At 56.3% G+C, this 26,539-nt stretch carries 23 protein-coding genes; 11 read left to right on the top strand and 12 right to left on the bottom strand.

What is annotated here, in order from left to right; all coding sequences use genetic code 11:
- Positions 1 to 76: 76 nt before the first annotated feature.
- From P4L78_RS05985 to P4L78_RS05970, 5 genes are all read right to left on the bottom strand, one after another.
- A complete protein-coding gene (locus P4L78_RS05985) occupies positions 77 to 556 on the bottom strand; it encodes a GFA family protein (protein WP_309327265.1) in 480 nt (159 codons plus the stop codon).
- 223 nt (positions 557 to 779) lie between these two features.
- Entirely contained in the window at positions 780 to 3,587 is a 2,808-nt protein-coding gene (acnA, locus tag P4L78_RS05980; RefSeq protein ID WP_405051503.1) for an aconitate hydratase AcnA, read from the bottom strand.
- A gap of 194 nt (positions 3,588 to 3,781) precedes the next feature.
- On the bottom strand, positions 3,782 to 4,084 hold the full coding sequence (locus tag P4L78_RS22890) for an NAD(P)H-dependent oxidoreductase (RefSeq protein WP_405051502.1): 303 nt from the start codon (positions 4,082 to 4,084) through the stop codon (positions 3,782 to 3,784).
- On the bottom strand, positions 4,062 to 4,451 hold the full coding sequence (locus P4L78_RS22885; RefSeq protein WP_405051501.1) for an NAD(P)H-dependent oxidoreductase: 390 nt from the start codon (positions 4,449 to 4,451) through the stop codon (positions 4,062 to 4,064). The genes P4L78_RS22890 and P4L78_RS22885 overlap by 23 nt, the downstream gene beginning before the upstream one ends.
- A gap of 29 nt (positions 4,452 to 4,480) precedes the next feature.
- Positions 4,481 to 5,197, bottom strand: a complete 717-nt coding sequence (locus tag P4L78_RS05970) for an SDR family oxidoreductase (protein WP_309327263.1) — start codon at positions 5,195 to 5,197, stop codon at positions 4,481 to 4,483.
- Between the two features lie 109 nt (positions 5,198 to 5,306).
- Between P4L78_RS05970 and P4L78_RS05965 the strand changes: the two genes are divergently transcribed.
- Complete coding sequence (locus P4L78_RS05965; protein WP_309327262.1) at positions 5,307 to 6,218, top strand: LysR family transcriptional regulator; 912 nt, start codon at positions 5,307 to 5,309, stop codon at positions 6,216 to 6,218.
- A 34-nt stretch (positions 6,219 to 6,252) separates the two neighbouring features.
- Here the strand turns inward: P4L78_RS05965 and P4L78_RS05960 are convergent, their stop codons facing one another.
- Both P4L78_RS05960 and gcvA read right to left on the bottom strand, forming a co-directional pair.
- Positions 6,253 to 7,068 carry an alpha/beta hydrolase gene (locus tag P4L78_RS05960; RefSeq protein WP_309327261.1) on the bottom strand — a complete coding sequence of 272 codons (816 nt, stop codon included), beginning with the start codon at positions 7,066 to 7,068 and terminating at the stop codon, positions 6,253 to 6,255.
- Positions 7,069 to 7,114: 46 nt separating this feature from the next.
- Positions 7,115 to 7,993 (bottom strand): transcriptional regulator GcvA, encoded by an 879-nt coding sequence (gcvA, locus tag P4L78_RS05955; protein WP_283149476.1) that lies wholly within the window; start codon positions 7,991 to 7,993, stop codon positions 7,115 to 7,117.
- 187 nt (positions 7,994 to 8,180) lie between these two features.
- Here gcvA and acnB point away from each other — a divergent pair, with 187 nt between their 5' ends.
- Entirely contained in the window at positions 8,181 to 10,766 is a 2,586-nt protein-coding gene (acnB, locus tag P4L78_RS05950; RefSeq protein ID WP_283149475.1) for a bifunctional aconitate hydratase 2/2-methylisocitrate dehydratase, read from the top strand.
- Between the two features lie 83 nt (positions 10,767 to 10,849).
- On the opposite strand, the gene P4L78_RS05945 is transcribed toward acnB, so the two are convergent.
- Positions 10,850 to 11,644 carry a DUF2145 domain-containing protein gene (locus P4L78_RS05945; protein ID WP_309327260.1) on the bottom strand — a complete coding sequence of 265 codons (795 nt, stop codon included), beginning with the start codon at positions 11,642 to 11,644 and terminating at the stop codon, positions 10,850 to 10,852.
- A gap of 47 nt (positions 11,645 to 11,691) precedes the next feature.
- Positions 11,692 to 12,168, bottom strand: coding sequence for a hypothetical protein (locus P4L78_RS05940; protein WP_283149473.1), 477 nt, complete (start codon positions 12,166 to 12,168; stop codon positions 11,692 to 11,694).
- Between the two features lie 242 nt (positions 12,169 to 12,410).
- Between P4L78_RS05940 and P4L78_RS05935 the strand changes: the two genes are divergently transcribed.
- On the top strand, positions 12,411 to 13,358 hold the full coding sequence (locus tag P4L78_RS05935) for a rhodanese-related sulfurtransferase (protein ID WP_309327259.1): 948 nt from the start codon (positions 12,411 to 12,413) through the stop codon (positions 13,356 to 13,358).
- A 116-nt stretch (positions 13,359 to 13,474) separates the two neighbouring features.
- Here the strand turns inward: P4L78_RS05935 and P4L78_RS05930 are convergent, their stop codons facing one another.
- The gene (locus P4L78_RS05930) at positions 13,475 to 13,942 is read right to left on the bottom strand and encodes a DUF1456 family protein (RefSeq protein ID WP_283149471.1); all 468 of its coding nucleotides are present in this window, start codon (positions 13,940 to 13,942) and stop codon (positions 13,475 to 13,477) included.
- Between the two features lie 512 nt (positions 13,943 to 14,454).
- On the opposite strand from P4L78_RS05930, the gene P4L78_RS05925 reads away from it, so the two are divergent.
- The 4 genes from P4L78_RS05925 to P4L78_RS05910 all read left to right on the top strand — a co-directional run bounded on the left by P4L78_RS05925 (position 14,455) and on the right by P4L78_RS05910 (position 20,641).
- Positions 14,455 to 15,558 carry an aromatic ring-hydroxylating dioxygenase subunit alpha gene (locus tag P4L78_RS05925; RefSeq protein WP_283149470.1) on the top strand — a complete coding sequence of 368 codons (1,104 nt, stop codon included), beginning with the start codon at positions 14,455 to 14,457 and terminating at the stop codon, positions 15,556 to 15,558.
- A 213-nt stretch (positions 15,559 to 15,771) separates the two neighbouring features.
- A complete protein-coding gene (locus tag P4L78_RS05920; RefSeq protein WP_309327258.1) occupies positions 15,772 to 16,047 on the top strand; it encodes a hypothetical protein in 276 nt (91 codons plus the stop codon).
- 379 nt (positions 16,048 to 16,426) lie between these two features.
- Positions 16,427 to 18,628, top strand: coding sequence for a TonB-dependent receptor (locus P4L78_RS05915; protein ID WP_309327257.1), 2,202 nt, complete (start codon positions 16,427 to 16,429; stop codon positions 18,626 to 18,628).
- Positions 18,629 to 18,835: 207 nt separating this feature from the next.
- Complete coding sequence (locus tag P4L78_RS05910; RefSeq protein ID WP_309327256.1) at positions 18,836 to 20,641, top strand: ABC transporter ATP-binding protein/permease; 1,806 nt, start codon at positions 18,836 to 18,838, stop codon at positions 20,639 to 20,641.
- A 15-nt stretch (positions 20,642 to 20,656) separates the two neighbouring features.
- On the opposite strand, the gene P4L78_RS05905 is transcribed toward P4L78_RS05910, so the two are convergent.
- Positions 20,657 to 21,547, bottom strand: coding sequence for a helix-turn-helix transcriptional regulator (locus P4L78_RS05905; RefSeq protein WP_309327255.1), 891 nt, complete (start codon positions 21,545 to 21,547; stop codon positions 20,657 to 20,659).
- A gap of 137 nt (positions 21,548 to 21,684) precedes the next feature.
- Here P4L78_RS05905 and P4L78_RS05900 point away from each other — a divergent pair, with 137 nt between their 5' ends.
- On the top strand, positions 21,685 to 23,109 hold the full coding sequence (locus P4L78_RS05900; RefSeq protein ID WP_309327254.1) for an MFS transporter: 1,425 nt from the start codon (positions 21,685 to 21,687) through the stop codon (positions 23,107 to 23,109).
- Between the two features lie 155 nt (positions 23,110 to 23,264).
- Here P4L78_RS05900 and P4L78_RS05895 read toward each other — a convergent pair whose 3' ends face one another.
- Complete coding sequence (locus P4L78_RS05895) at positions 23,265 to 23,462, bottom strand: hypothetical protein (protein ID WP_309327253.1); 198 nt, start codon at positions 23,460 to 23,462, stop codon at positions 23,265 to 23,267.
- Between the two features lie 146 nt (positions 23,463 to 23,608).
- Between P4L78_RS05895 and P4L78_RS05890 the strand changes: the two genes are divergently transcribed.
- The 3 genes from P4L78_RS05890 (at position 23,609) to P4L78_RS05880 (ending at position 26,437) form a co-directional block, all read left to right on the top strand.
- Positions 23,609 to 24,586 carry an ABC transporter substrate-binding protein gene (locus tag P4L78_RS05890; RefSeq protein WP_309327252.1) on the top strand — a complete coding sequence of 326 codons (978 nt, stop codon included), beginning with the start codon at positions 23,609 to 23,611 and terminating at the stop codon, positions 24,584 to 24,586.
- 124 nt (positions 24,587 to 24,710) lie between these two features.
- Positions 24,711 to 25,670, top strand: a complete 960-nt coding sequence (locus P4L78_RS05885; protein ID WP_283149462.1) for an ABC transporter permease subunit — start codon at positions 24,711 to 24,713, stop codon at positions 25,668 to 25,670.
- Positions 25,670 to 26,437: an ATP-binding cassette domain-containing protein gene (locus P4L78_RS05880; RefSeq protein WP_309327251.1), complete on the top strand. Its 768-nt coding sequence runs from the start codon at positions 25,670 to 25,672 to the stop codon at positions 26,435 to 26,437. The genes P4L78_RS05885 and P4L78_RS05880 overlap by 1 nt, the downstream gene beginning before the upstream one ends.
- The last annotated feature ends 102 nt before the right edge of the window (positions 26,438 to 26,539 follow it).

The following is a 26,539-nucleotide window of genomic DNA, read 5'->3' as shown; positions in this document are numbered from 1 at the left end:
ACCTTAGCGGCGATATCAATGGCAGGACAGAGGCATATTTACCTTGCTGGCTGAGCGGCTTGCTCGACCCGACATCTCAAGACGACCGCTCGGCAAAACAGGGTTGGGTAGAGCCATCCAGCCAGGGTTGATCTTGACTGGTCCAGATATGCCCAAGCGGGCGCAGACCTGGATCAGTATCGAGGGTGGCGACCCGCAAAATCACGTGGGTTTGCCCGTCTCTTGCGGAGAACAAATGCGATCCACACACGGAGCAAAAGTAACGGAGCTTGCCCGGAGACGATTCAAACGCCGTGAGCTTTTCTTCGCCGCACAACAGACGGAAATGACTGCGTTGCACACCGGCCGTAGCGACTTCACTGGCGGCATTAGCTTTGCGGCAAGTTTGGCAGTGGCAAATCCAGATGGGCATATCCAGTTGCGTTAGCTCATAAACAACGGCCTGGCACAGGCAGCTTCCTTTCAGTGTGCCTTTGGAATTTTCATTATTATTTTTCATAATATTCATGTGGTTAAAACTTGTTTTTGATGTTATTTGAGAGGGTTTTAGTCGCACTGCTGCGCGTTATGTTTTCGTGACACCACCCATTTTGTGACTAGTCGCGAAATATTCATCGCGGCTTCGTAACCCGGATGAAGCGAAGCGGGAATCCGGGATCGCAACATATCAATACGCCGCTTGCATTTGAACCGGCCAACACGGCATCCCGGATTCCCGCCCTGCGGGCTTCATCCAGGCTACAGATATTTCTCTCCCTTGGATATGCAATCCGAACCCGCTACTGCAGTAGTCCGCGCAATACAAACGGCAAGATGCCGCCATGCTTGAAGTAGTCCACCTCAATTGGCGTGTCGATCCGGCACAGCACTGTTACGTTCTGCTTGCTGCCGTCAGCGCGAGTAATCACCAGCGTTAAATCCTGCTGTGGTTTCAGGTTTTCATCTACGCCCAGCACATCAAATGTTTCGTCTCCCTTTAGCCCCAGGCTGACTACGCTGTCGCTACCTTTGAACTGCAGCGGCAACACGCCCATGCCCACCAGATTGCTGCGATGTATCCGCTCAAAGCTGCGGGCGACCACAGCTTTGGCGCCCAGCAATGCGGTGCCTTTGGCTGCCCAGTCCCGACTGGAGCCAGTGCCATACTCTTCACCCGCAAAGACAATCGTCGGAACGCCGCGCTGGATATACGCCTGCGCCGCGTCGTAGACGGTGGTTTGCTGGCCATCGAGCAAGGTAAATCCACCTTCAATGCGTGTGCCGTCGGCTTTGGCGGGCAGCATCAGATTCTTGACCCGCACATTGGCAAAGGTGCCGCGAATCATTACGTCATGATTGCCACGACGCGAGCCGTAGCTATTGAAGTTGTGTCGCTGCACGTTATGCGCCAGCAAATACTGGCCGGCGGGCGTTTTCTCGCCAAATGAACCGGCTGGGCTGATGTGATCGGTAGTGACCGAATCACCCATGATCAGCAGAGCCTTCGCGCCTTTGACCTCGCCAATACTGCCCGGCTGCATGGAGAAATCATCAAAAAACGGCGGCTTGGCGATATAGGTGGAGTCCGGCCAGCTATAGACCTGACCGACTGGCGCGGGAATGGCGTTCCACAAATCCAGATCTTTGGTCAGATCGCTGTACAGGCGGCGGAAGGTGTCCGGGTCCATGGCGTATTTGAGAAGGGCACTGATTTCTTCGCTGGCGGGCCAGATATCCTTGAGAAAAACCGGCTGGCCATGCCGGTCGTTACCCAGCGGCTCCTGGGTGAGGTCGATATTGGCGCGACCAGCAATGGCAAACGCGACCACCAGCGGTGGGCTGGCGAGGTAATTGGCGCGGATGTTCGGGTGTATGCGCGCCTCAAAGTTGCGGTTGCCCGAGAGTACGGCAGCGGCAATCAGATCATTTTTGGTGATGGCTTCGTTGAACTCGGGTGCCAGATCGCCCGCATTGCCGATACAGGTGGTGCAGCCGTAGCCCGCCAAAGCAAAGCCCAGTTGTGCCAGCGGTTCCAGCAGACCTGTTTTGGTCAGATATTCAGTTACCACGCGCGAGCCGGGTGCCAGACTGGTTTTGATATGCGGGCTCACCGACAAGCCTTTTTCGACCGCCTTTTTCGCCAGCAAGCCAGCGGCAAGCAGTACGCCCGGGTTGGATGTATTGGTACAACTGGTGATGGCGGCAATCAGAATGTCGCCGTTACCCAGGCTGGCATTGGCATGGCCGGGCGAAACCTGGTCGGGCGTCGGGCGGTTATCGACCATTTCCGCCTTGTTCAGCGCTGCGCCATGTTCCGCCTGCAGAATCTCGGTGGTCGGGCTACTGGCAACGAAGCTCACTACAACCCGACGCGCAAGGTCTGCCGCAGTTTTGGCGAAGCCATTTTCGGCTGCGGGCGCAACGAACAACGCCTCAAAATTCTTGCGCATGTCGGGCAAGGTGATGCGGTCTTGTGGGCGTTTGGGACCGGCCAGACTGGGTACGATGCTGCACAAATCCAGCTTTACCACGCGGGTGTAGTCGATCTCGCCCGCGCTGGGCACACCAAACAGCCCTTGCGCTTTGAAGTAAGCTTCAAACGCGGCGATTTCATCGGCTTGTCGGCCAGTACCCTTCAGATAAGCCACGGTTTTTTCGTCAACCGGGAAGAAGCCCATGGTGGCACCGTATTCCGGCGCCATATTGCCAATGGTGGCGCGATCTACCACCGAAAGGCTGGCCGCGCCTTCGCCAAAAAATTCAACAAACTTGCCGACTACTTTTTCTTTGCGCAGCAATTCGGTCACGGTGAGGACTAGATCAGTGGCCGTGATGCCTTCGTGCAATTTGCCGGAGAGCTCCACGCCAATGACATCCGGCGTGAGAAAGTACACTGGTTGACCCAGCATGCCCGCTTCGGCCTCGATACCGCCCACGCCCCAGCCAACCACACCAACGCCATTGATCATGGTGGTGTGACTATCCGTGCCAACTAGCGTATCGGGGAAAGCTACGCCGTCACGCACCTGTACGCCGCGGAACAGATATTCCAGATTCACCTGATGCACGATGCCCACGCCGGGCGGCACCACCTTGAAGGTATCAAACGCCTGCATGCCCCATTTCATGAACTGGTAGCGCTCGGTATTGCGCTTGAATTCCATTTCCATGTTTTTGCGCAGCGCGTCGGGCGTGCCGTAGTAATCAACCTGTACCGAGTGATCGACCACCAGATCAACCGGCACCAGTGGTTCGATCACTTTTGGGTTCTTGCCCAGTTTGTCGGCGACATTACGCATGGCGGCCAGATCGGCCAGCAGCGGCACACCGGTAAAATCCTGCAGTACCACCCGCGCCACCACAAACGGAATCTCATCTGTGCGCGACGCATTGGCGCCCCAGTTGGCCAGTTGTTTGACGTGCGCCTCGGTCACTTTTTTTCCGTCGCAATTGCGCAGGACCGATTCCAGCACAATGCGGATCGATACCGGCAAACGACTAATGCGGCCAATGCCGGCGCTTTCCAGAGCGGGCAGGCTGTAGTACTGCAGCTGGCGGCCATCTGCCGTCTTGAGTGTTTTGAGTGAATGATAAAGGTCGTGCGACATCATGAACTCCTTGGGGTGGCGGCAAGCGCTGGCGCAGGTATGAGTGCGACCGCATTGGCGGATGCTGGTTCGCGCCAGGTTGCAATGGCTACTCATCATCTTTGCCGATGCTCGCCAAAAACCCAAGGGCGGATTGGGTAACGGGCCGCCATTATTGGTCAGCCCGTCTGCTTGCATGTGAAGTACACCGTCGTTCAGTATTGTCCGGGGTCGATGGCAGTTTCGCTGTGGATGCCGGCCAGGCGAGCGGCCCATTCATCCAGCCAGCGACGGCGTTGGTCTTCATCGACGCGCGCTGCGCTGTAGTGGATTTCCGGTCGTAGCACTTCCATGCCGGTGAACTGCAGCATGCCGCGATGAATGGGGCGCAGGATGCCGTTCATATCGCCATTCAAACCCCCGGCGATGTAGTTGTCTTGCGGCCCGCCCGTAGTGAGCGACAGCAACGCCCGCTTGCCGCGCAGCAGGCCGGTTTCATAAACATGGCCATAACTCATAAATGCGACCCATGGCAAAAACCCGATCCACCCAGCCCTTGAGGATGGCGGGCAAGCCAAACCACCATAATGGGAACTGCCAGATCATCAGATCGCACCACAATATCTTCTGGATTTCTGCCTCCAGCTCGGGAGCGAAGCCGTCCTGTTCGGTGGCATAAACTTCTTCCGCTTGCGGCTTCAGGAACGCCGGGTTCTTCACGGTCTTGAAGTTGCGGCGATCAGAAACCGGATCGAACTGCATGGCGTAAAGATCGCTCACCCGGACTTCGTGCCCGGCGGCGAGCAGCGCCTGTACCGTTATGTCGCGCAGGGCGCCGTTAAAGCTGTTGGGTTCAGGGTGGGCGTAGACCAGTAATACTTTCATGATGGGTTCTCCTGTTGGCGAGCACCGCTTCAGCGCGCACCGCCATCAACGTCAATCAGCGCATTGGTGGTAAAGCCGTTGCCGATCACAAATTCAATGGCATCGACCACTTCATCAGAATGACCCGTGCGCCCAACCAGGAGGTTTTTTGCAATATCGGCAAACAACCCGGCTTTGGCATCGGCGGGTAAATCGTCGTAGGCCGGGGTGTCGATCAGCCCCGGCGAAATGACGTTGACGCGCAGCGGTGCCAGCTCATGCGACAGCGTTTGCGCCATCTGGGTGATTGCGCCATTAACCGCCGCCAACCCAGCCGTATTGGCAATGGCCGTGCGCGATGCGGCGCCACTTAGCAGGGTGATGGAGCCATCTTTGCGTAGCGTAGGCAGGGCGGCGCGAATCGAGCGCCAGTAACCGACGGCCTTTTGCTCAAATGCCTTCAGCAATGCGGCGCCATCGATATCGCGGATCGAACCCCAAGCGGCGCTGCTGGAGGCCGTTACCACCAGGTGATCGATATGACCCACTCGGGCAAACAGGTTTTGCAGCGATTCTTCGCTGGAAAAGTCCACGGTATAGGCACTGGCGATGCCTTTGATGGTGGCCAGTGCCGCATCAAGCTTGGCTTGCGAGCGCCCGGCAATGATGACTTCTGCGCCAGCCAGAGCCAGCCGTTGCGCAGTGGCCAGACCCATGCCGGTGTTGCCGCCAATAATCAGAACGCGTTGTTGCTGCAGGTTTTTCATGATGTGCTCCACGATTCGGGTTGTTGAAAACGTGAAGCCAGCTTAAGTTTTGCTGAGTTATTCGTGAAATGGATTATCCTTATTAAAGGTATTTAACCGTTGAATAGTCATGAATCTGAACCGGCTCGATTTGAATCTACTGAAGTCGCTGGACGTACTACTGGCCGAGCGCAACGTAACCCGCGCTGCGGCGCGGCTGAATCTGTCGCAGCCAGCGGTGTCCAGCCAGCTCAAGCAGTTGCGTGCCTTGTTTGATGATCCGCTGCTGATTCCGGGTGGCGCGCGCGGCATGCTACCAACGCCACGAGCGCAGGCGCTGCAAGAACCGTTGCGTGACTATCTGGCGCAGTTGCTGGCGCTGGTGGCGGAACAGCAGGGGTTTGATCCACTCAGCGCCCAGCGCACCTGGCGGATCAGCGCGTCGGATGCCATGCACTCAGTAGTGGTGCCGGGTTTGTTGCGCCGTTTGCGCGAGCGAGCGCCGGGCTGTCAGTTGTCTTTGTTGCAGCCGCCGCTGGCGGCTTTGCCGGAATTGACGAGTACCGGTGAAATCGATCTGGTTATCGCCTCGCATCCATCCATGCCGGAACAACTCAAAACCCGCGAGCTGTACCGGGAAAACTATGTCTGCGTATTGCGCCTGGATCACCCGGCTGCGCGTGAACCACTTGACCTGGATCGGTTCTGCAGTATGTTTCACTTGCTGACATCGCCGGTGGGCGGAGGCTTCTACGGCATTGTCGACGAGACGCTCGCGGCGCTAGGGCGCTCGCGCACGGTGCTGGTGTCCGTGCCCAGCTTTTTGTTGGTTCCGTCATTGGTGGCCGCGAGTGATTTGATCGCCACTGTGCCTGCACATATGGCAGCGACCTGGCAGGGGCGCGTGGCCATATTGGCGCCGCCCTGCGAAGTGCCCCGGTTTTCGATGGAGATGGGCTGGCACCCGCGGAATCAGGCCGACCCGGGTCTGCGTTGGTTGCGTGAGCAAATCATGGAAGTGATGGCGCAAGAGCTGCATTGAGTTTTGCGGCAGAGCGCCGTCATCACTTGTCGAGCTAGTGGGGACTGATCCAGCCTGCAATATCTTGCACAACTTTGGCTTCAATGCCGTTGAAACCGTGGTGCGCCAGCGCCTCGCAGGCATCGCCCTTATCCTGGCCGCCAGTTTCCATAATCAACATTTTGCGCGGCGAGTTGACGAGCTTGTCCATGAAGCCGGGCAAAGCGCTGGCCGGGCAATGCATGCAGCCGTCTTGCTGGTGATGCACAACCAGCACCGGAATGCGCAGACTGGTCAGGTCCATGGCCGGAACGGCTGTGCTGCGATCATCGGTCAGAATGGTTGAGGTGAGTACGATGCCGTCCGGCCCGCCACTGCCAGCCAGGCGAATGGCCACGGCGGCGACCGATTGCGTGCCTCTGCTGGTGGCGATCAGCCAGACCGAGGCCTGGGTGTGTTCGCGTATCCATGCAATCACTGCCGCGCTGTCAGTGGCGTGCTCGGCGCTTTGCCGGAAACCGTTCAGATAGGGCGGGTTTTGTCGGTCACTCGGGGCGTCAATCACGGCTACTGCAAATCCCGAGCTCGCAAATTGCTGGCGAGTACGCACCAGAAAATTATTGTTGCCTGAGCCAAGGTGTCCGCTGGTGTCTATGCGCAGACCGCCATTACCTCCGGCATAGAGCACAACCACGGCCTTGGGTGATGGCGGTTCGATATACAAGAAGCGCTGGGTCACGTCGGGGCGGGTTTTTACGTCAATCACTTGCTCGGGATAATCGGCATGGGCGACAGAGCTCTGGCATAACCCGCCAACCAGAACGATGGCTTTGATGGCCTGCAGGAGCAAAGCCCGACTAACTTTACCCATCGCATTTTTCCTTATGATTTGTGGCGGTTACCGGGTTCGGGCAGGTTCAGCCTGCGCTTTCCAGCCACTGGCAAAATGCCCCAATCGCCGGATCATCCATTAATAATCGCGGCACCACCCAGTAGTAGTCACGCACGGGAACCACAGGCGCTGGCAGGGCGATGACCAGACCGCCGCGATCCAGTTCACCTTGCATCATTGGCAGCGGCCCGAGCGTGACGCCAAGCCCGTCCATGGCTGCCTGCAAGGTGAAGTGGAAGTGGTCAAACTGCAGTGTGGCGGCTGGTTTTAGGTCGGGCACGCCAGCCAGGGTCAGCCAGCGCTGCCACGCCGTAGGGCGAGTATCGGCATACAGCAGCGTGTGCCGAGCCAGGTCGGCCGGTTTATCCAGTGCAATACGTTGCAGTAGCTCCGGGCTGCACAACAAAACTTCGCGCTCTTCCAGAAAAGGCTTGGCAACATGGCCGGGCCAGTCGCCCGGGCCACGGCGAATGGCGAGATCAAATGGCGTATCAATCCGGCTGATGTCGCGGTCTGACGTCATGATGCGCAGATCAATATCCGGGTGCTGCGTACGAAAACCGGCCAGTCGCGGCAGTAGCCAATGCAACGCCAAAGTGGGTGTGGAGTTGATCACCAGGCGGCGCTGACGATCTGGCTGCAGTAGTTGCGCCGTGGCGCTCGAGATCAAATCCAGCCCGTCTTGCACCTGCACCAGATAACGCCAGCCGGCGTCGGTCAGCTTGACCCGACCACCGGCGCGTTCAAACAGTTTGACGTTAAGCCATTCTTCTAACTGCTTGATCTGCTTACTCACAGCGCCATGCGTCACGAAAAGTTCGTGTGCGGCGGCAGAAAAGCTCTCCAGACGAGCGGCAGACTCGAATGCGCGCAATGCGTTCAGTGGTGGAAGTGACTGGCTCATTCTGTGAGTATACCTCACAGCTACTGTAGCAATTACTCGTTTGAAGACGCTGTGTAATCCGCGTATTCTGCGCTACAGAAAGGCAGGTCGTTGTGGTCGGCAAGTGCTGCCACAGGCCCGTTTCACCCCGTCAGGAACGATCAATCAGGTCGGTTTTGTTTTACAGCTTCCATACAGGACAATTCTCATGCTTGAAGCCTATCGCCAGCACGTCGCAGAACGCGCCGCTCTCGGCATTCCTCCGCTGCCTCTGACCGCCCAGCAAACTGCTGATCTGGTCGCATTGCTGCAAAACCCGCCCGCCGGCGAAGAGGCATTCCTGCTTGATCTGATCACCCATCGCGTACCGCCTGGCGTGGACGATGCCGCCAAGGTCAAAGCGGCGTTCCTCGCTGCCGTTGCGCAAGGCAAAGATACCTGTACGCTGATCTCCCGCGCCAAAGCGGTTGAGTTGCTGGGCACCATGCTGGGTGGCTTCAATATCAAGCCGATGATTGATCTGCTGGGCGATGCCGAAGTCGGCGCCGTGGCCGCTGCCGGCCTGAAGAAAACCCTGTTGATGTTTGATTACTTCCATGACGTCAAGGAGTTGTCTGACGCGGGCAATGCCAACGCCAAAGAAGTGATCCAGAGCTGGGCCGATGCTGAATGGTTCACCAGCCGTCCGGAAGTACCGCAATCCGTAACACTGACCGTATTCAAGGTGACTGGCGAAACCAATACCGATGACCTGTCGCCCGCGCCGGATGCCTGGTCGCGCCCGGACATCCCATTGCATGCATTGGCCATGCTCAAAAACGCTCGTCCTGGCATTACGCCGGAAGAAGACGGCAAGCGCGGCCCAATCCAGTTCATTCAGGATCTGGCCAAAAAAGGCAATCTGATTGCCTACGTTGGCGATGTGGTCGGCACCGGCTCCAGCCGCAAGTCCGCAACCAACTCCGTGCTGTGGTGGACTGGCGATGACATCCCGTTCGTGCCGAACAAGCGTTTTGGCGGCTACTGCCTCGGCGGCAAGATCGCTCCGATCTTCTTCAACACGCAAGAAGACTCCGGCGCGCTGCCAATTGAAGTGGACGTATCCAGTCTGAACATGGGCGACGTGATTGAATTGCGCCCGTACGAAGGCAAAGTATTGAAGAACGGCGAAGTCGTGACCGAGTTCGCTCTCAAGTCTGATGTGCTGTTTGATGAAGTGCGTGCCGGTGGTCGTATCAACCTGATTATTGGCCGTGGCCTGACTGCCAAGGCGCGTGAATCGCTGGGCTTGCCCGCATCCACACTGTTCCGCCTGCCGACCGCTCCAGTCGTTTCGACCAAGGGTTTCACCCAGGCACAGAAAATGGTTGGCCGCGCAGTTGGCCTGCCGGAAGGTCAGGGCGTGCGTCCGGGCACCTACTGCGAACCACGCATGACTTCGGTTGGCTCGCAAGATACCACCGGCCCGATGACTCGCGACGAACTGAAAGACCTGGCTTGCCTGGGTTTCTCGGCTGATCTGGTCATGCAATCGTTCTGCCACACTGCGGCCTATCCGAAGCCAGTGGACGTCAAAACCCACCACGAACTGCCAGAATTTATCCGCAACCGTGGCGGCGTGTCGCTGCAACCTGGCGATGGCGTGATCCACTCCTGGCTGAACCGTATGCTGCTGCCCGATACCGTTGGTACCGGCGGCGACAGCCACACCCGTTTCCCGATCGGTATTTCGTTCCCGGCTGGCTCTGGCTTGGTCGCGTTCGGTGCTGCCACCGGCGTAATGCCGCTGGACATGCCGGAATCCGTGCTGGTGCGCTTCAAGGGCGAACTGCAGCCTGGCATCACCCTGCGTGATCTGGTTAACGCCATTCCGCTGTACGCCATCAAGGCAGGTTTGCTGACCGTCGCCAAGGCTGGCAAGAAGAACATTTTCTCCGGTCGCATTCTGGAAATCGAAGGCCTGCCTAACCTGAAGGTTGAGCAAGCATTTGAACTGACTGATGCTTCGGCCGAGCGTTCGGCCGCCGGTTGTTCGGTGCGTCTGGATAAAGCCCCGATCATCGAATATCTCAATTCGAACATCGTGCTGTTGAAGTCCATGATCACCAACGGTTACGGCGATGCCAAGACCATCGCTCGTCGCGTGAAGGCCATGGAAGCTTGGTTGGCCAACCCGAACCTGATTGAACCGGATGCCGACGCAGAATACGCTGCCGTGATCGAGATTGATCTGGCTGACGTGAAAGAGCCGATCCTGGCTTGCCCGAACGATCCGGATGACGTGAAAGTGTTGAGCGAAGTTGCTGGCACCAAGATCGACGAAGTGTTCATCGGCTCATGCATGACCAACATCGGCCACTTCCGTGCCGCAGGCAAATTGCTGGAAGGCAAGCGCGATATCCCGGTCAAACTGTGGATTGCACCGCCGACCAAGATGGATGCACAGCAACTGACCGAAGAAGGCTACTACGGCACCTTTGGCACTGCTGGCGCTCGTACCGAAATGCCAGGTTGCTCATTGTGCATGGGTAACCAGGCGCAAGTACGTGAAGGCGCGACCGTGGTTTCGACTTCCACGCGTAACTTCCCGAACCGTCTGGGCAAGAACACCAACGTGTTCCTGAGCTCCGCCGAACTGGCCGCAATTGCTTCGCGCCTGGGTCGTATTCCGACAGTTGAGGAATATATGACCGATGTAGGCGTGCTGGCTTCCAAGAGCAAGGAAGTGTATCGCTACCTCAACTTTAATGAGATCGATACCTACCAGGCGCAAGCGGATAAAGCGACCGTCTGATTCCGGATGGAGATGCGGTAATAAAAAAGCCGACTGTGATCAGTCGGCTTTTTTCATTCCCTTTGCCTGCAAGGCACTGAAGATCAGCGGCCCTTTGTTGCTGGTGCAACGACAATACCCTTGGCAATTACCTCACGTTCGGATTGCTCGATCTCCAGCGACTTCATGAACTGGCGCATGGAATCCACCGTGACCACATCAATCAGGCCAGCAGCCCGCCGATTGCCGGGTTGCCCATCGAACACAACATTGGCCTTGAACATTCGCCCACCCAGGCGCTTGAACATGCCGATCTTAAGCGTGCTGGGCTGATACCCATTAGCCTTGAGCCAGGCTTGAGCACGCTCACGGCCATTGATGACCTTGCCGCCCTGTGCTTCAGCCAGCACTTCCAGCACCCATTGGTTTGAATTCTGGTGCAGCGTTGAAAACGGGTAGGCGACAACGCTATAGCTGGTCGAATGCATCTGCTCCAGCGCAACGGGACTGTGCAACAAGCCCCACAGTGCCTCCTGGGTTTTTGCATCAGGGATCATGATCAAGGAATCAAACGAGAACATGTCATCCATGAAGAAATTACCCAAACCTTCATGCCACAACTCTGACGTGGCCGAGCCACACTCATTGAGCAAATGGGTCATGCGCCAAGGCTGTCCCGGTGCTTCACGTGAGATGAACCCGAGGTGCGAATAACGCAGGCCGTACTCGGAAAGGTCCGAGCCAATGCGTGCAATCAAGGCCACTTTGGGTTGCAGCTCATCAAGAGCCCGGGAGGCCTGCAAGCCCGCTTCCAGGGCGTTGCGGACAACGGTGCCGTCAATGGGTGCGTCGCTGCAGGTCTGACCCGCCCACGCCGTACTGGATATACCAAGCACCATTGCACAAATCAGTGCGCAAATGCGGGGGAATTTGCGATTCGCCATCTTTAGTGACCTGCCGCGGCAGCGGGGGCGCTCGCATCGCTAACGCGGCTGTGTTCCAGCAAGGATTGGCCGGCGGCGTTGGGTACAAAAGCCAGAATCTGACCGGAATAGATCAAGGAATAACCGGTAGCCTCAGAAACTGCGGTCACGGTCTGGCCAACCGCAACCCCCAGTTTTTTGACGACGTCGGCAGAGACAGCCACGGTTGCTTTGCTGCCATCGGCAACTTTCTGCACCGATACTTCAATCACGTCGCCCGTGCCGATAACCAGACCGGCAACGATCATGGCACTGCCTCCGCCCGCAGCTGCTGAAGCTTCAAATGGATGTCCGGTTACAGATAGCACAGGCGCATAAGCGACCGACATGGCACCAGAGCCGATTACGGTAGAAGCAGCGTCGGCACTGAAAGCGGGAGCAGCTTGAATGGTGAAGGCGGCAGACAGAACCAAGGCGGACAACGAAATATGTTTTTTCATGATTGAAATACTCCCTGCGTTGCGAGAAACGCATCGTCGGGGAGTTTTCACGGGATACCAAGGTAAATGCGGTGAATAGACGAATCGTATTTGCCATTAGCCGCGCATCGCATTTCATGTTTGCTTTACGTGAAAGTTGGTTGAATCAATTTTGCGACGCGGGTACATTCCGGCTTCCGGCGCTGGCCGGCCTTTTTATCGGGTCCGTCCTTTACGTGGACGACCACCTGGAGATTTTCTGAATGACTCAAAATACCGCGCATCCCATCGTGGTGGCTGCGCTATACAAGTTCGTCACGCTGACTGATTACGTTGAACTGCGTGAGCCGCTGCAGCAATGCATGAAAGACCTGGGCGTGAAGGGCACGCTGTTGCTGGCCCAAGAGGGCATCAATGGCACCGTGTCCGGCACGCGTGAGGCGATTGATGGCTTGCTGAACTGGCTCAAGAACGACCCGCGCATGCTCGATATCGATCACAAAGAATCGTATTGCGACGAGCAGCCTTTCTATCGCACCAAGGTCAAACTCAAAAAAGAGATTGTCACCTTGGGCGTGCCCGGCGTGGACCCCAACAAAAAAGTTGGCACTTACGTTGAGCCGCAAGACTGGAATGCGCTGATTGCGGACCCGGAAGTGCTGGTGATCGATACCCGCAACGATTATGAAGTGGCGATTGGTACTTTCGAGCGCGCCGTTGACCCGCAAACCACCAGCTTCAGCGAGTTTCCCGAGTACATCAAAGAACATTTCGACCCGGCCAAACACAAGAAAGTCGCCATGTTCTGCACCGGCGGCATTCGTTGCGAGAAGGCTTCCAGTTATATGTTGGGCGAAGGTTTTGAAGAGGTCTTCCACCTGAAAGGCGGGATTCTGAAATACCTGGAAACCGTGCCGCAGGAAGAGTCACGCTGGAAGGGCGACTGTTTTGTGTTCGATAACCGCGTCACCGTGCGTCACGATTTGAGCGAAGGCGATTTTGAGTTATGCCACGCTTGCCGCGAGCCGGTGTCGGTAGAAGAACGCAAATCGCCACATTATGTGCCCGGCATTAGCTGCCCGCATTGCTGGAACAGTCTCAGCGAGAAAACCCGCGCCGGTGCGCGTGAGCGGCAAAAGCAGATTGAACTGGCCAAGGCCCGCAATCAGCCCAGTCCGCTGGGTCGCAATATGCGCGAGCAGGAAGACTGACAGCCATTGCACTGAATGCATGCAAAAAATAGCCCGCATCAATGTGCGGGCTATTTTTTTGCTGGTGCCAACACAACCATCAAGTTGGCACACAGTCATATGGCCTGCGGCCCGACTTAATTCGGACCACGCACCCGCAGTGTCAAACCCTTGAGAAAGTTGCGCAGCAACTGATCGCCACAGGCGCGGTAGTTTTTCTGACCCTCTTTGCGAAACAGTGCGCTCAATTCTGGCTTGGATACCTCGAATCCCGATGCCGCCAGAATGGTGTGCATGTCGTCTTCTTTCAGCTCAAAAGCCACACGCAGTTTTTTCAGAACTGTGTTGTTGGTGACTGGCCAGACGGTAGGCTGCGGCGCGCGGGTGTCGTCTTTGCCACGCTTGAAAATCACCAGACCATTCAGGAAGTGCGCCATGGTTTTGTCGTCGCACTCCGCGTAGCCTTCTTCTTCATCTTTCTTCAGCCATGCGGCTACATCTTCTTTTTGTGCCTCAAAGTCGGCCAGCTTGAGGATGTCGACAATGCGCTTGTCGCTCAGATCCAGCATGTAGCGCACGCTGCGCATTACGTCGTTATTGATCATGGTGTGTTCCTGTGTCGTTCTTGCCCGGCAAGGCATTGCGCGGCGTTGCCGGGAAAGGCCGTGACAAAACAAATAGATATATCCGTTCTGATCACGACCAAAGAATAGGGTGCTGCGGACTGTTTTGCCCTGGAAAACCGGGCGCGCAATGTGCAACTCAATAGAGCATTGTACAGTGCGGCGTCAGGCATTGCTTTTCTGACTGGAAATTGGGCCAACCGACCTGCAGTCAGCCTGCACTCTGAAGACTGAAAACGGCCACGCCAACCCCTGTTTTCGCAGGCGCGCAGACTCACTTCTGTTATCAAATTCCTGATTTTTAGAAGCTTTCCAATCCCATGACACTTGCGTAAAGCCCCCGTTGCGGGCAGAATTCGGCCTCTCGTGGCTCGGGGTTTTGCGCTCCGAATTTGATTAATGCTTGATGGCTTGCCCACCCATCCGCTGCGCACTTTGCGTCAGCAAAGTGGCAAGACGTCTTAGACCTTCTAGCCCAGGGGGTGTGGGATACTATGAATATTCTGGCTACGGCTGCGTCCATGCAGCTGGACATGTCCACCCAGTTGCCGATTTCGGCATACTTCGACGAAGCCCTGTATCAGCGTGAACTTGAACTCCTGTTCGAGCATGGCCCCAAATATATTGGTCATGAACTGATGGTGCCAGAGGTCGGTGATTACCACGTACTTGAAGCCACCAACGGCGCTCGCTACCTGAAACGTTCCGCCTCTGGCGTCAAAGCGCTTTCCAACGTCTGCCGGCATCGCCAGGCTTTGATGCTGGAAGGGCGCGGCAATGGCTCACACACCGTTTGCCCATTGCATCGCTGGACGTACAACAATGACGGTCATTTGCTCGGCGCACCGCATTTTGACGACAACCCGTGCCTGCATCTGCCAGAAACCCAACTGCAGAACTGGAACGGGTTGTTGTTTGAGAAAAATGGTCGCGACATCGAAGGTGACCTCAAAAATCTCGGCGTAGCCAAAGATCTCGATTTCTCCAACTACGTCTTTCATAGCGTTAGCGTGGATGAATACGAAGGCAACTGGAAAACCTTTATTGAGGTTTATCTGGAGGACTATCACGTCGAGCCATTCCACCCAGGCTTGGGCAAGTTTGTGACTTGCGACGATCTGAAGTGGGAGTTCGCCGACTGGTATTCGGTGCAGACGGTGGGCGTACACAACGCGCTTTCCAAGCCTGGTTCAAAGACCTATGAGCACTGGCACAAGCAGGTGCTTGAGTACAATCGCGGCGAGCAGCCGCCTTATGGCGCGATCTGGCTGACTTACTATCCCAACGTTATGGTGGAGTGGTATCCGCATACGCTGGTGATTTCCACACTGATTCCGACCGGGCCGCGCAGTTACAAAAACGTGGTCGAATTCTATTACCCGGAAGACATCGCTTATTTTGAGCCGGAATTCATCGCTGCCGAACAAGCGGCTTATATGGAAACCGCGGTAGAAGATGGCGAAATCATCCGACGCATGGAATTGGGTCGCGAGGCGCTACACGCGGCTGGCCGCAATGAAGTAGGGCCGTACCAGTCGCCGATGGAAGACGGCATGCAGCACTTTCACCAGTTTTTGCGGCGCGAACTACGTCTTTAACAGATGGCGGCCTACGTGCCCTGTAACATCAAAAACCCGCCTGCTGGCGGGTTTTTTTGTGGGAAGCCGCCCTCAGCGAAGACCGACAGCCCGGTAGTGCCCGACTGACGTCAATCCGCTTGCCTGACCGACATAGGCGCAAATCAGTCTTGGGTAGAGTGAAGGCATGACCTTCAGGGCCATATTCATGCTTAACCACTACAGGAGACTGTCATGAAAAAGGCACTCATCACACTTTGTACTGTTGCCACTACGCTTGTTGCCGGTTCGGCACTGGCATCTGCAGGTGCCACGGGTGAACGCGGGTATCGCAACGGGCTTTATAATAATACCCCACGGCTGAACACTTGGGACACCAGTCAGTCGGCGATGACACCGTACAACAAAGACAACAGCGATGACGTGATCATCCGCCAGGATCAATCCACCACACAGCCCCAGGTGGACGACGCTCAAAGCACCACACAGGCGCCTGCAAGCGTCAATTAGCCCGGCAGGTCCATTCGCCGATATGGCGACCTGAAAAGGCCCGCACCCAGACAACAAATCCGGGTGCGGGCCTTTTTGTTAACCATCCCAAATGGCGCTGACTGACTTTTTGGTCTTGTGTTGTGGTGTAAATACTTACGAATCAATAACGGATGGTGGTGAATTTTCTGAATGTTCCGGCAAATCAGGCGAATTTCAGTAAGAAATTCCCGGGTTTAGCCACAGTTTTCCGGCGTTTTTGATGAATCTTACGTTAAAGCAACTTTTTCTACATGTTAATGAGTATAATTCTTATTACCAATAAGAAAACGCTTTAGTGCTTGCCACCGCAGGTTGACGCGGTGGCAGATTTTTATCTGCCCGGAATTCAAATGAAAAAATGACCCCGATGGCCCTGGCAATCGCCATGGCTTGCTCCTTGCCGCTGGCCTATGCCGCCGAGCCCCCTCCCGTTGCCGCCTCCACACCATCCGCCGCAAATTCGCAAATTACCGATCTGGGCACCGTAACTGTTACTGCGAGTGCCGATGCATCCAAAGACGGTCTGCAGCCAGCCTATGCGGGCGGCCAGGTGGCGAAGGGCGGTCGCGCCGGCATTTTGGGCACCAAAAACAATATGGATACCCCGTTCAGCATCACCAGCTACACCAACGATTTGATCCAGGATCAGCAAGCCCATGGTGTGGGTGACGTATTGCAGAATGATTCCGGCGTGCGTGTAGCCAAGGGTTTCGGCAATTTTCAGGAATCGTACTTCATTCGCGGCTTTGTGCTGAGCTCGGACGATGTTGCCTACAACGGCTTGTATAGCTTGCTGCCACGCCAGTACATTGCAACCGAACTGTTCGAGCGCGTCGAAGTACTACAAGGTGCGACTGGCTTCTTGATGGGCGCGGCGCCTAACGGCGGCGGTATCGGTGGTTCGATCAATCTTGTGCCCAAGCGCGCCACCAACGAAGACCTGAACCGCGTCACCGTCGGAGTGGATAGCGGTGGCAGCGGCAACGCATCTGCCGACGTATCGCGCCGGTTTGGTCCGGACAAGAGTTTTGGCCTGCGTATGAATGCGGGTTATCGCGATGGCGGCACTGGTGTGGATGATGAAAAATCGCAGACCAGCGTGGGTTCGGTGGGACTGGACTGGCGCGGCGAAAACGCCCGCGTCTCGGCCGATATTGGCGCGCAAGACAACCGCCTCAATGCAACGCGCCCGGAAGTCACGCTCGGCGCAGGCGTAACACGCGTTCCAGATGCACCCGATGCCAGCAAAAACTTTGCGCAACCATGGTCGTATTCCAACGAACGCGATGTGTTTGGCACGCTGCGCGCTGAATATGACTTCACCCAGGACATCACAGGTTGGGCGGCCTACGGCTTGCGTCGCAGTCATGAATCCAACTCGCTGGCCAACCTGACGGTAACCAGTGACAACGGCGATGGCAATTTCTATCGCTTTGACAATACGCGTGACGACAAGGTGGATACCGGCGAAGTCGGCGTACGCGGCAAGCTGCAAACCGGCCCGGTTGGTCACGAGTGGGTCTTGGCGGGCGACTTCTTCGAACTGAAGAAGAGCAATGCTTATGCGATGGACTTCTTCAACACGTTTGATACCAACCTGTATCACCCGACGTCCTACGCCCAACCGGCGATTTCCGCCACAGCGTTTACTGGCAATGACCTGGATAACCCGGCCTTGAATGGCGTTATCCGCCTGACCAGCGTGGCGGTGGGCGATACGCTGTCGATGTTCGACAAGTCACTATTGCTGACGGTGGGTGCTCGCTACCAGCACTTTGACATTACCAACTACGCCTACGATACCGGCATCGCGAGCGCGGCCTACACCAAGGGTCGTACCAGTCCGGCGGTCGGCATTGTCTACAAGCCGGTGAAACAGGTTTCGGTTTACGCCAATTACATTGAAGGCCTGGCGCAGGGCGATACCGCGCCAGCCAACGTAACCAACCCTGGCGAAATGTTGGCCCCATATGTTTCCAGGCAAAAAGAAGTGGGCGTGAAGTATGACGGTGGCCGTCTGGGTGCGGGTCTGGCGCTGTTTAGTACCGACAAACCACGCGGCGTTGTGGATTCAGACAATCATTTCTCTGATTCCGGCGAAGACCAGCATCGTGGGGCGGAGCTGAATTTCTTTGGTCTGGCCGCACCCGGCCTGCGCGTATTGGGCGGCGTAACCTGGCTGGACGCCACACAGAAGAACACGGGCTCTGATTTGACCAATGGCAACCGCGTGATCGGTGTGCCGCGCTTTCAGGGCAACCTGGGCATGGAATGGGAAGTCCAGCAACTGGAAGGTCTGGCCCTGAATGCCCGCGTGGTTTACACCGGGTCCAGCTATGCCGATGATCTGAACACGCTGGAAGTGCCAAGCTGGACACGGCTGGACTTGGGCGTACGCTACCTGGTGGACATCAATAACCGTCCGGTCACGCTACGCGCCCGTGTTGATAACGTGTTTAACCGCGACTACTGGTCTTCTGTTGGCGGTTACCCTGGTTATGGCTACTTGACGGTCGGGATGCCACGCACGTTCTCAGTGAGCGCCAGCGTGGACTTCTAATTCTGGCTCTTGCGCATCCTTTGAAATAAAAACGACCCGGCAAATCGCGGGTCGTTTTTATTTGACCATGCCATTCGTCCATCAACCGGATTGCATGGGAACGACGTAGGCAAAGCGCAAAGCGCCTACAATCCAATGTTTGCTGCGGTTGCTTGTTATTTGCATCCGCGGCCTCATTATTGGCAAGTCCAGACAAGTGCCCAACTCATGAATCCCTCCGACTCAACGCCCGCCCGCCGCAACGACCTGCAAACGCTGCGCACCTTGCTGCCTTATCTGTGGCAGTACAAAAACCGCGTAATCCTGGCCATGGTACTGCTGATTGCGGCCAAGGTCGCCAACGTTGGCGTGCCATTGGTGCTCAAAGGCATTGTCGATCATCTGGATGGCAACAAAGGTGTGGTGGTATTGCCGCTGGCACTGGTTGCCGGGTATGGTTTGCTGCGACTGTGTGCGTCGGTATTTGGGGAAATGCGCGACGCCGTGTTTGCCAAAGTGACGCAAGGCGCAATTCGTCGCGTAGCGCTGCAAGTGTTTGATCATTTACACGCTTTGTCTTTGCGCTTTCATCTGGAGCGGCAAACCGGCGGGATGAGTCGAGATATTGATCGCGGCTCTAAAGGCATTGCGTTTCTACTTAATTTTACGCTGTTCAATATCCTGCCAACGCTGGTGGAAATCGTTCTGGTCGCCGGTATTTTGCTGAAGAAATACGACTGGTATTTCGCCGCCATTACCTTTGGCACGATTGTTATCTACATCAGCTTTACGCTGGGCATTACCGAATGGCGCATGGTGTTTCGCCGCACCATGAACAATATGGATTCGGAAGCCAGCACCCGCGCCGTGGACAGCTTGCTTAACTACGAGACGGTTAAATATTTTGGGAATGAGCGCTGGGAATCTGAGCGCTATGACAAAAGTCTGGTGAAATGGGAAGAAGCCTCGGTCAAAAACCAGGTTTCGTTGTCATTCCTGAATGCCGGGCAGGCAGGGATTATTGCACTGGGCGTCACGGCGCTGGTTGGACTGGCCGCGCAAGAAGTCGTCGACGGCAAAATGACCTTGGGCGATCTGGTGCTGGTGAACGCTTTTTTGCTGCAGTTGTATGCACCGCTTAACTTTCTGGGTTTTGTTTACCGCGAAATCAAGAACTCGCTGGCTGACATGGAAAAAATGTTCAAGCTCTTGGGTCAGAACGCGGAAATCAAAGACCAGCACGACGCTGTGCCGCTCATTACCCAGCGCGCAGATATCCGCTTTGAAGCTGTCGATTTCGGCTATGAAAGCAATCGGCAGATTTTGCACTCCGTGAGCTTTGCCGTGCCTGCGGGCCATACGGTGGCGGTAGTAGGCAGTTCGGGCGCGGGCAAATCGACCTTGTCGCGTTTGCTTTACCGGTTCTACGACGTGAACGCGGGCAAGATCACCATCAATGGCCAGGATTTGCGCGGAATCACCCAGGCTTCGCTACGCCAGCATATCGGCATCGTGCCGCAGGATACGGTGCTGTTTAACGACAGCATTTACTACAACATCGCCTACGGTCGACCGGAAGCCAGCCGCGAGGAAGTGATCGACGCCGCCCGGTCAGCGCACATTTACGATTTCGTCATGGGCTTGCCGGACGGCTTTGATACCAAAGTGGGCGAGCGCGGCCTGAAGTTGTCCGGCGGCGAGAAACAGCGCGTAGCCATCGCTCGCACCATTCTCAAGAACCCGCCCATTCTGATTTTTGACGAAGCCACCTCGGCGCTGGACTCCAGAACCGAACGCGGCATTCAGGCTGAATTGAAAGAAATTTCCGCCAACCGCACCACTTTGGTGATTGCTCACCGCTTGTCCACCATCGCCGATGCTGACGAGATTCTGGTAATGGAAGGCGGACGCATTATCGAGCGCGGCAATCATCGCAGCCTGCTGACCGCCAACGGTGCCTACGCGCGGCTGTGGGCCATACAGCAACACGAGGCAGAAAGCACCACTGGCGACAGCACGGTCGACGTGCACTAACCGTCGCAACGGGGTTTATTGCTCCGCCAGACGCAGCAACGCCTGTTTGGCGTGCTCGTCTGCTGGCGCGTACACCATCAAGCGGTCGCCATTTTTGGGCGCAGACCACCAGTTGGTCTGCTGTAAATCGATGGTTCCAACAAGTGGATTGCAAAAGCGCTTGATCTGGTTTTCGATGCCACGTACTTCGTAACGCTGCCATGCCTCGCGAAATTCGGGCGAAGCGGACAGAAACCGCTGCAGTTTTTGCTCCCACACCGGCTCATGCAAATGCTCGGCCATGGCGGCCCGGAACAATGCCACCATGCGCGGCAACGAATCCACGCTCTGCGCCAGACTGGCGCGCCATGCCGGGTTGGTAATGGCGAGATAAATGCAATTGCGGTCTTCCAGCGCAATCTGCTGCAGGTCTACGCCAACCAGGCGGCAGAATGACTGGTTAAAGCCAATGATGTCGAAGCGGGCGTTCTGGATAAGCGCGGGAATCGGGTCGAGTTGGTCCAGAATTAACTGGCTGGTGGCGGAAAGGGCTTCGCAATAGACAGCGGCAACAGTGTCCGCAGCAGGTTTGGCGATGCCAGCCAGGGCAAACAAGTGGCGTGTTTCCGCGTCGCTACATTGCAAGGCGACGGCAATCGCGCTCAATACCTTGGCGGACACGCGAATCGGTCGACCTTGCTCCAGCTTGGTGTACCAGGTAATGCCGATATCTGCCAGCATGGCGACGTCATCCCGCCGCAGGCCAGGCGTGCGGCGGCGACCGGTGCGAGGCAGGCCCAGACGAGTCGGATCAAGGCTTTCACGCCGAACGCGCAGAAAAGTGCCTAACGCGTGGGCGCTACTGCTTTCCGCAAACTCTTTACCGCTGGTTTCCTGATTCTGGCCGGTATTCGAACTGGTGGTCACGGCGCTTCTCCTTCATAGGCTGGCACATTTTATACCAGGCTAAACAGACGCTGGTACCAGTCTAAAAGTGTCAGCATACTCCCCTCCATTGCCTCCCGTTTGGCATATTTTATGTTTATTCATGGATAGGATTTGTCATGACAACGTCCGTTAATCATTCACGTCTGGGCAAGTTCGGGCTCTATGTGCTTCTGGCCGGGCAACTGTTGCCGCAGATCGATTTCTCTATCGTTAACGTCGCCCTGGATGCCATCGCACATTCACTGCATGCCACAGAAACCGAACTGGAATTATTGGTCGCGGTTTATGGTGTGGCGTTTGCGGTGTGCCTGGCGATGGGCGGACGTCTGGGCGACAATTTTGGCCGACTGAAGTTATTCAATTTTGGCGTGCTGTTGTTTGGTGTGGCTTCGTTGTTATGCGGATTGGCCACATCAATCTGGTTTTTGCTGGCCGCCCGCGCATTGCAAGGCATTGCGGCTGCGTTGCTGGTGCCGCAGATTCTGGCGACGATTCACGTCAGCCTGACCGGGCACGCCCATTCCCGCGCGCTGGGTTTCTACGGGGCGATTGGTGGGCTGGCCTTCATTGTCGGGCAAGTACTGGGCGGATTCCTGGTGTCGGCAGACATTGCGGGTACCGGCTGGCGTAGCGTGTTTCTGATCAATCTGCCGGTGTGTGCCGCCATCCTGGCTTGTTCTCGCCGTTGGGTGCCCGATACCCGTCGGGAGCATGCCGCGCATATCGACTGGCCCGGTACGTTACTGCTGACCGCCGTAGTGCTTTGCATCCTGCTGCCGATTTCGCTCGGACCATCCTTGCACTGGTCGTGGCCGTGCTTCGCCTTGCTGGCGGCAGCCGTGCCGTTGTTGCGAATGCTTTGGAATGCTGAATTGCGGCAAGAGCAGCGGGGTGCTTTTCCACTGTTGCCGCCGTCGCTGCTGCGTCTGCCCAGCGTGCGGTTTGGCTTGCTGATTGCCATTCTGTTTTTCTCTTGCTGGAGCGGTTTCATGTTTGTGGTGGCGCTGGCCCTGCAATCGGGCGCCGGCCTGTCGCCGGTGCATTCCGGCAACGCCTTTATCGTGTTGGGCGCTTCGTATTTCGCCGGTTCGTTACTGAGCACTCGCGTCGTGGCCAAACTGGGGCGTACTCCCACCTTGATTCTCGGTTGTCTGATCCAGATGAGTGGTTTGCTACTGGTTATGGCCACCTTTAACCGGGTCTGGCCACACCCCGGCATTCTCAATCTTGCCCCCGCCACGTTACTGATGGGTTTTGGCCAGGCTTTTATCGTGAGCTGTTTCTTCCGGATTGGTCTGGCCGATGTGCCAGCGGAACAGGCAGGCGCGGGCAGCGCCATGCTGGCGACTTTGCAACAGGCGTCCTTTGGCTTGGGTTCGGCGCTGCTGGGCGCGGTGTTTGCGCAAACACTGCATTATTCCGGGCACTATCTGGACGCAACGCTGGCCGGACTGGGTGCGGAGTTTTGCCTGATGCTGATTTTGTTACTCAGCGCTGTAGCCAGGCATTACCGCAGTCGATATCTGCCGGTAGCAGTGTAGGCTGGCGTGAAGTAACCGATGTAAGTTGCTGTGTAGTTGTTCGTTTCATTTACATCAACCAGAGACCGGCCGGAATCCTCGAGAATCCGGCCGGTTTTTGCTTTGCGCCGGGTTGTTATTAAGTGGCGGCAGTTTATTTTTATTTTCCCCGACGATTACAACGTGGCCGCAGGTAGCGCTGTTGCTGTCTTGCGCTGTTTTCCAAGGGCTGGCGATATTGCACTGCAGAATTGACCTGCCTGATTTAACTGCATATAGATAAGAACACGCCCGGCGAAATGCTTTGTTGCTTGAAGCGTTTTTGCCGGCATTGGATGCGCTTGAAAATAAAAGCCATCTTTATAAAAAGACACTGGAAATCCGGTGTACGACACTGCGCACAAATGGGCAATCCGCACTTATGGCTTGCTGTCAGCACGCGACTGCATTGTCGGTATTGATGCCGCTTTTCCATGCCTTGTTCGCTCACGGGTTAACCCATTTGTGGAGTGATATCGGTATGAATACGCGTAGAACTGTTCTGAAATTAACCTTGGCCGCGCTGTTTGGGGGCATGTTGTCAGCGCAAGCGTGGGCTGATGCCAATAAACCGGTGATTGCCTTGTTGCCTGGCGTGGTTGATCCGTTTTATTTCACCATGCACCGCGGAGCCGAGAAGGCCGCTAAAGAAGAGGGCGTGGAGTTGCTGTTTCAGGTGCCCAAAGCCTGGAATACCACCGAGCAAGTACCGATCCTGAAGGCCTTTATCGCCAAAAAACCCGATGTATTGTTGATTTCCCCAGTCGATAAACAGCAGTTGATCCAGCCACTGAAAGAGGCAGTTGCTGCCGGCATCAAAGTGATTACTGTCGATACCTATATCGGTGACGGCAAATATCAAACAGGCAAAGGCGATGCCGACTTCCCCCTGTCTTATATTGCCTCGGACAACACCGAAGGCGGCCGCATCGCTGCGCGGGCGCTGGCCAAAGCCATTGGTGACAAAGGCGAGGTTTATTGCGAAGACAACAAGCCGGGCATTTCCAGTACCGACGCGCGGGTAGAGGGTTTTCTGGATGAAATGAAAAAGCACCCCAACATCAAGGTGCTGGATACCCAATACAACGAGGACGATGCCAATAAAGCCGCAGCGCATATTGCCGCCATTCTGGCGCGTAACCCCGATCTGGCCGGCGTATTTGGCGCCAATACTTTCTCAGGCAAAGGCGCCGCAGAGGGCGTGAAAAAAGCGGGCAAGCAAGGCAAGGTGAAAGTAGTGGTGTTTGATGCCGTGCCGGGTATTGATCAAGACATCAAGAGTGGTCTGGTAGATATTGCAATCGCCCAGAAGCCAGCAGAAATGGGTTATTTCGGCGTGAAATACGGCGCTGATGCGGCACGTGGCAAGAAGATTCCGGCCATCAAAGGCACCGGGTTTGTGGTGCTGGACAAGAGCAATATCGATGGCGAGGGCAAGCAGTACATCTATTCCAACTAAGCCACCGCCCGCTGTTCTTCTGACGCAATTTGCCTGGTGCCGGTGCGGCAAACCACGGCGGATTGCGTCAGATCACCCGACTCACCTCTGATGGAATCGGTAAATGGATGAATCCGGCAAGCGAATGGATAGGTTGGCCCTGATCACCAAGGTCTGGCCGTGGTTGTTCCTGGGGGCGTTGCTGGTGTTTTTTGAGATATGGGCGCAAATCGTGGCCAAGCGCTCGTTCTTGTTCAATGCCTACAATCTGCAGTCGATTTCTCTGGCCGCCAGTGCGCCGTTGTTGCTGGCCATTGGCCAGACTTTTGTCATCATCACAGCGGGCATCGATCTCTCCGTGGGTTTTGTAATGGGTTTGTCCGCGGTGTGCGTGGCGCAATTCACCTTGCTCGGTGGCGGTTCTGTGGCCTCGCTGGTGGGGGCGTCGGCACTGTCGATGCTGGTGTGTCTTATTCCTGGATATGTAAATGGTGTGCTGATTGCGCGGATGGGCGTGCCTGCATTTATTGGCACGCTCGGCATGTACGGCGTGGCGCGAGGCGCCGGGTTTCTGGCGGCAGGCAGCGGCATGACCGTTTCGGTTAACCATGCCGGCCTGGTCTGGCTCGGCACAGGTTGGGTGCCGGTGATCATCACCGTGGTATTGCTGTTGGTCATGCACTTTGTACTGTCCAGCACTCGGTTTGGCCAATACACCTATGCCATCGGCGGTAACTTGCAGTCGGCAGCGCGAGCGGGGATCAACGTCAAACGCCATCTCACCGTGGTGTACATGCTGGCTTCGCTGTTTGCGGCGATTGGCGGAATCATCTATACCGCCCGTTTTGCTGCCGGTGCCGCCAACGCGGGCGAGTCCATGCTGCTCGATTCGATTGCGGCGGTAGTCATTGGCGGAGCGAGCCTGTTTGGCGGCACAGGCAATGTCATCGGTACGTTGATTGGCGCGCTGATCATCGCGGTCATCCAGTTTGGGCTGATTTTTATCGATGTGAACGCGTTCTGGCAGTTTATCGCGGTGGGCGTGGTCATCATTCTTTCGGTGCTGATCGACCAGTACAAAGAGCGGCTGGGGAGGGAGGGTTGATGACGTTGGTACCGATTCTGGAAGTACGCGATATCTCCATCCGCTTTGGCGGTGTGCAGGCACTTAAAAACATCTCGCTGGCCTTGTTCCCAGGCGAAGTGCTGGCCTTGGCGGGCGACAATGGCGCTGGTAAATCAACACTGATCAAAATCATTTCAGGCGTTTACCGGGCGCAAGAAGGCGAGCTGTTTTTTGATGGCAAGCCGTTGTCGATGCAAGACCCGCAAGATGCGCGCAGCAAAGGTATCGAAACCATTTATCAGGACCTGGCGCTGGCCGACAACCTTGATGTGGGCGGCAATATTTTTCTGGGCCGCGAACCCATGCGGCGCAAGCTGGGCTTGCCGGTAATCGATCGCGAACGCATGCGCAAAGTGGCGCGCGAGGTGCTGGATCGACTGGATATCGTGATTCCAGATCGCAAACTGGCGGGGCCAGTGCAGATGCTGTCGGGTGGACAACGCCAGGCCATCGCCATCGGCCGCGCCATTTACTGGAACGCCCGCGTCTTGATCATGGACGAACCCACCGCCGCGCTGGGCGTGCCGGAGCAACGCAAAGTCATGGAGTTGATCCAGACACTTAAAGCGCAGGGCGTAGCGGTATTGCTGATCTCGCATAATCTGCACGACATTTTTGCCGTGGCTGACCGCATTTTTGTCTTGCGCCGGGGCGAGGCGGCGGGTGAGCGACTGACTCGCGATACCCACGGTGAAGAAATCGTGCGCTTGATGGTGGGAAGTGAATACGCGGCGCAAACCGTTTGACGGGTAATCGGCCATGTTGCGGGGCGGTTTGTCGTGAATCTCGTAATTGATCAACCTGGTATATCAAAATAGGTGAAGCGGACAGATAAGCGGGCTAAAATG

Source organism: Silvimonas sp. (assembly GCF_031291215.1).
GTDB lineage: Bacteria > Pseudomonadota > Gammaproteobacteria > Burkholderiales > Chitinibacteraceae > Silvimonas > Silvimonas soli.
The sequence above is the reverse complement of the archived record's forward strand: the minus strand, read 5'-3'. Positions and strand labels throughout refer to the sequence as shown.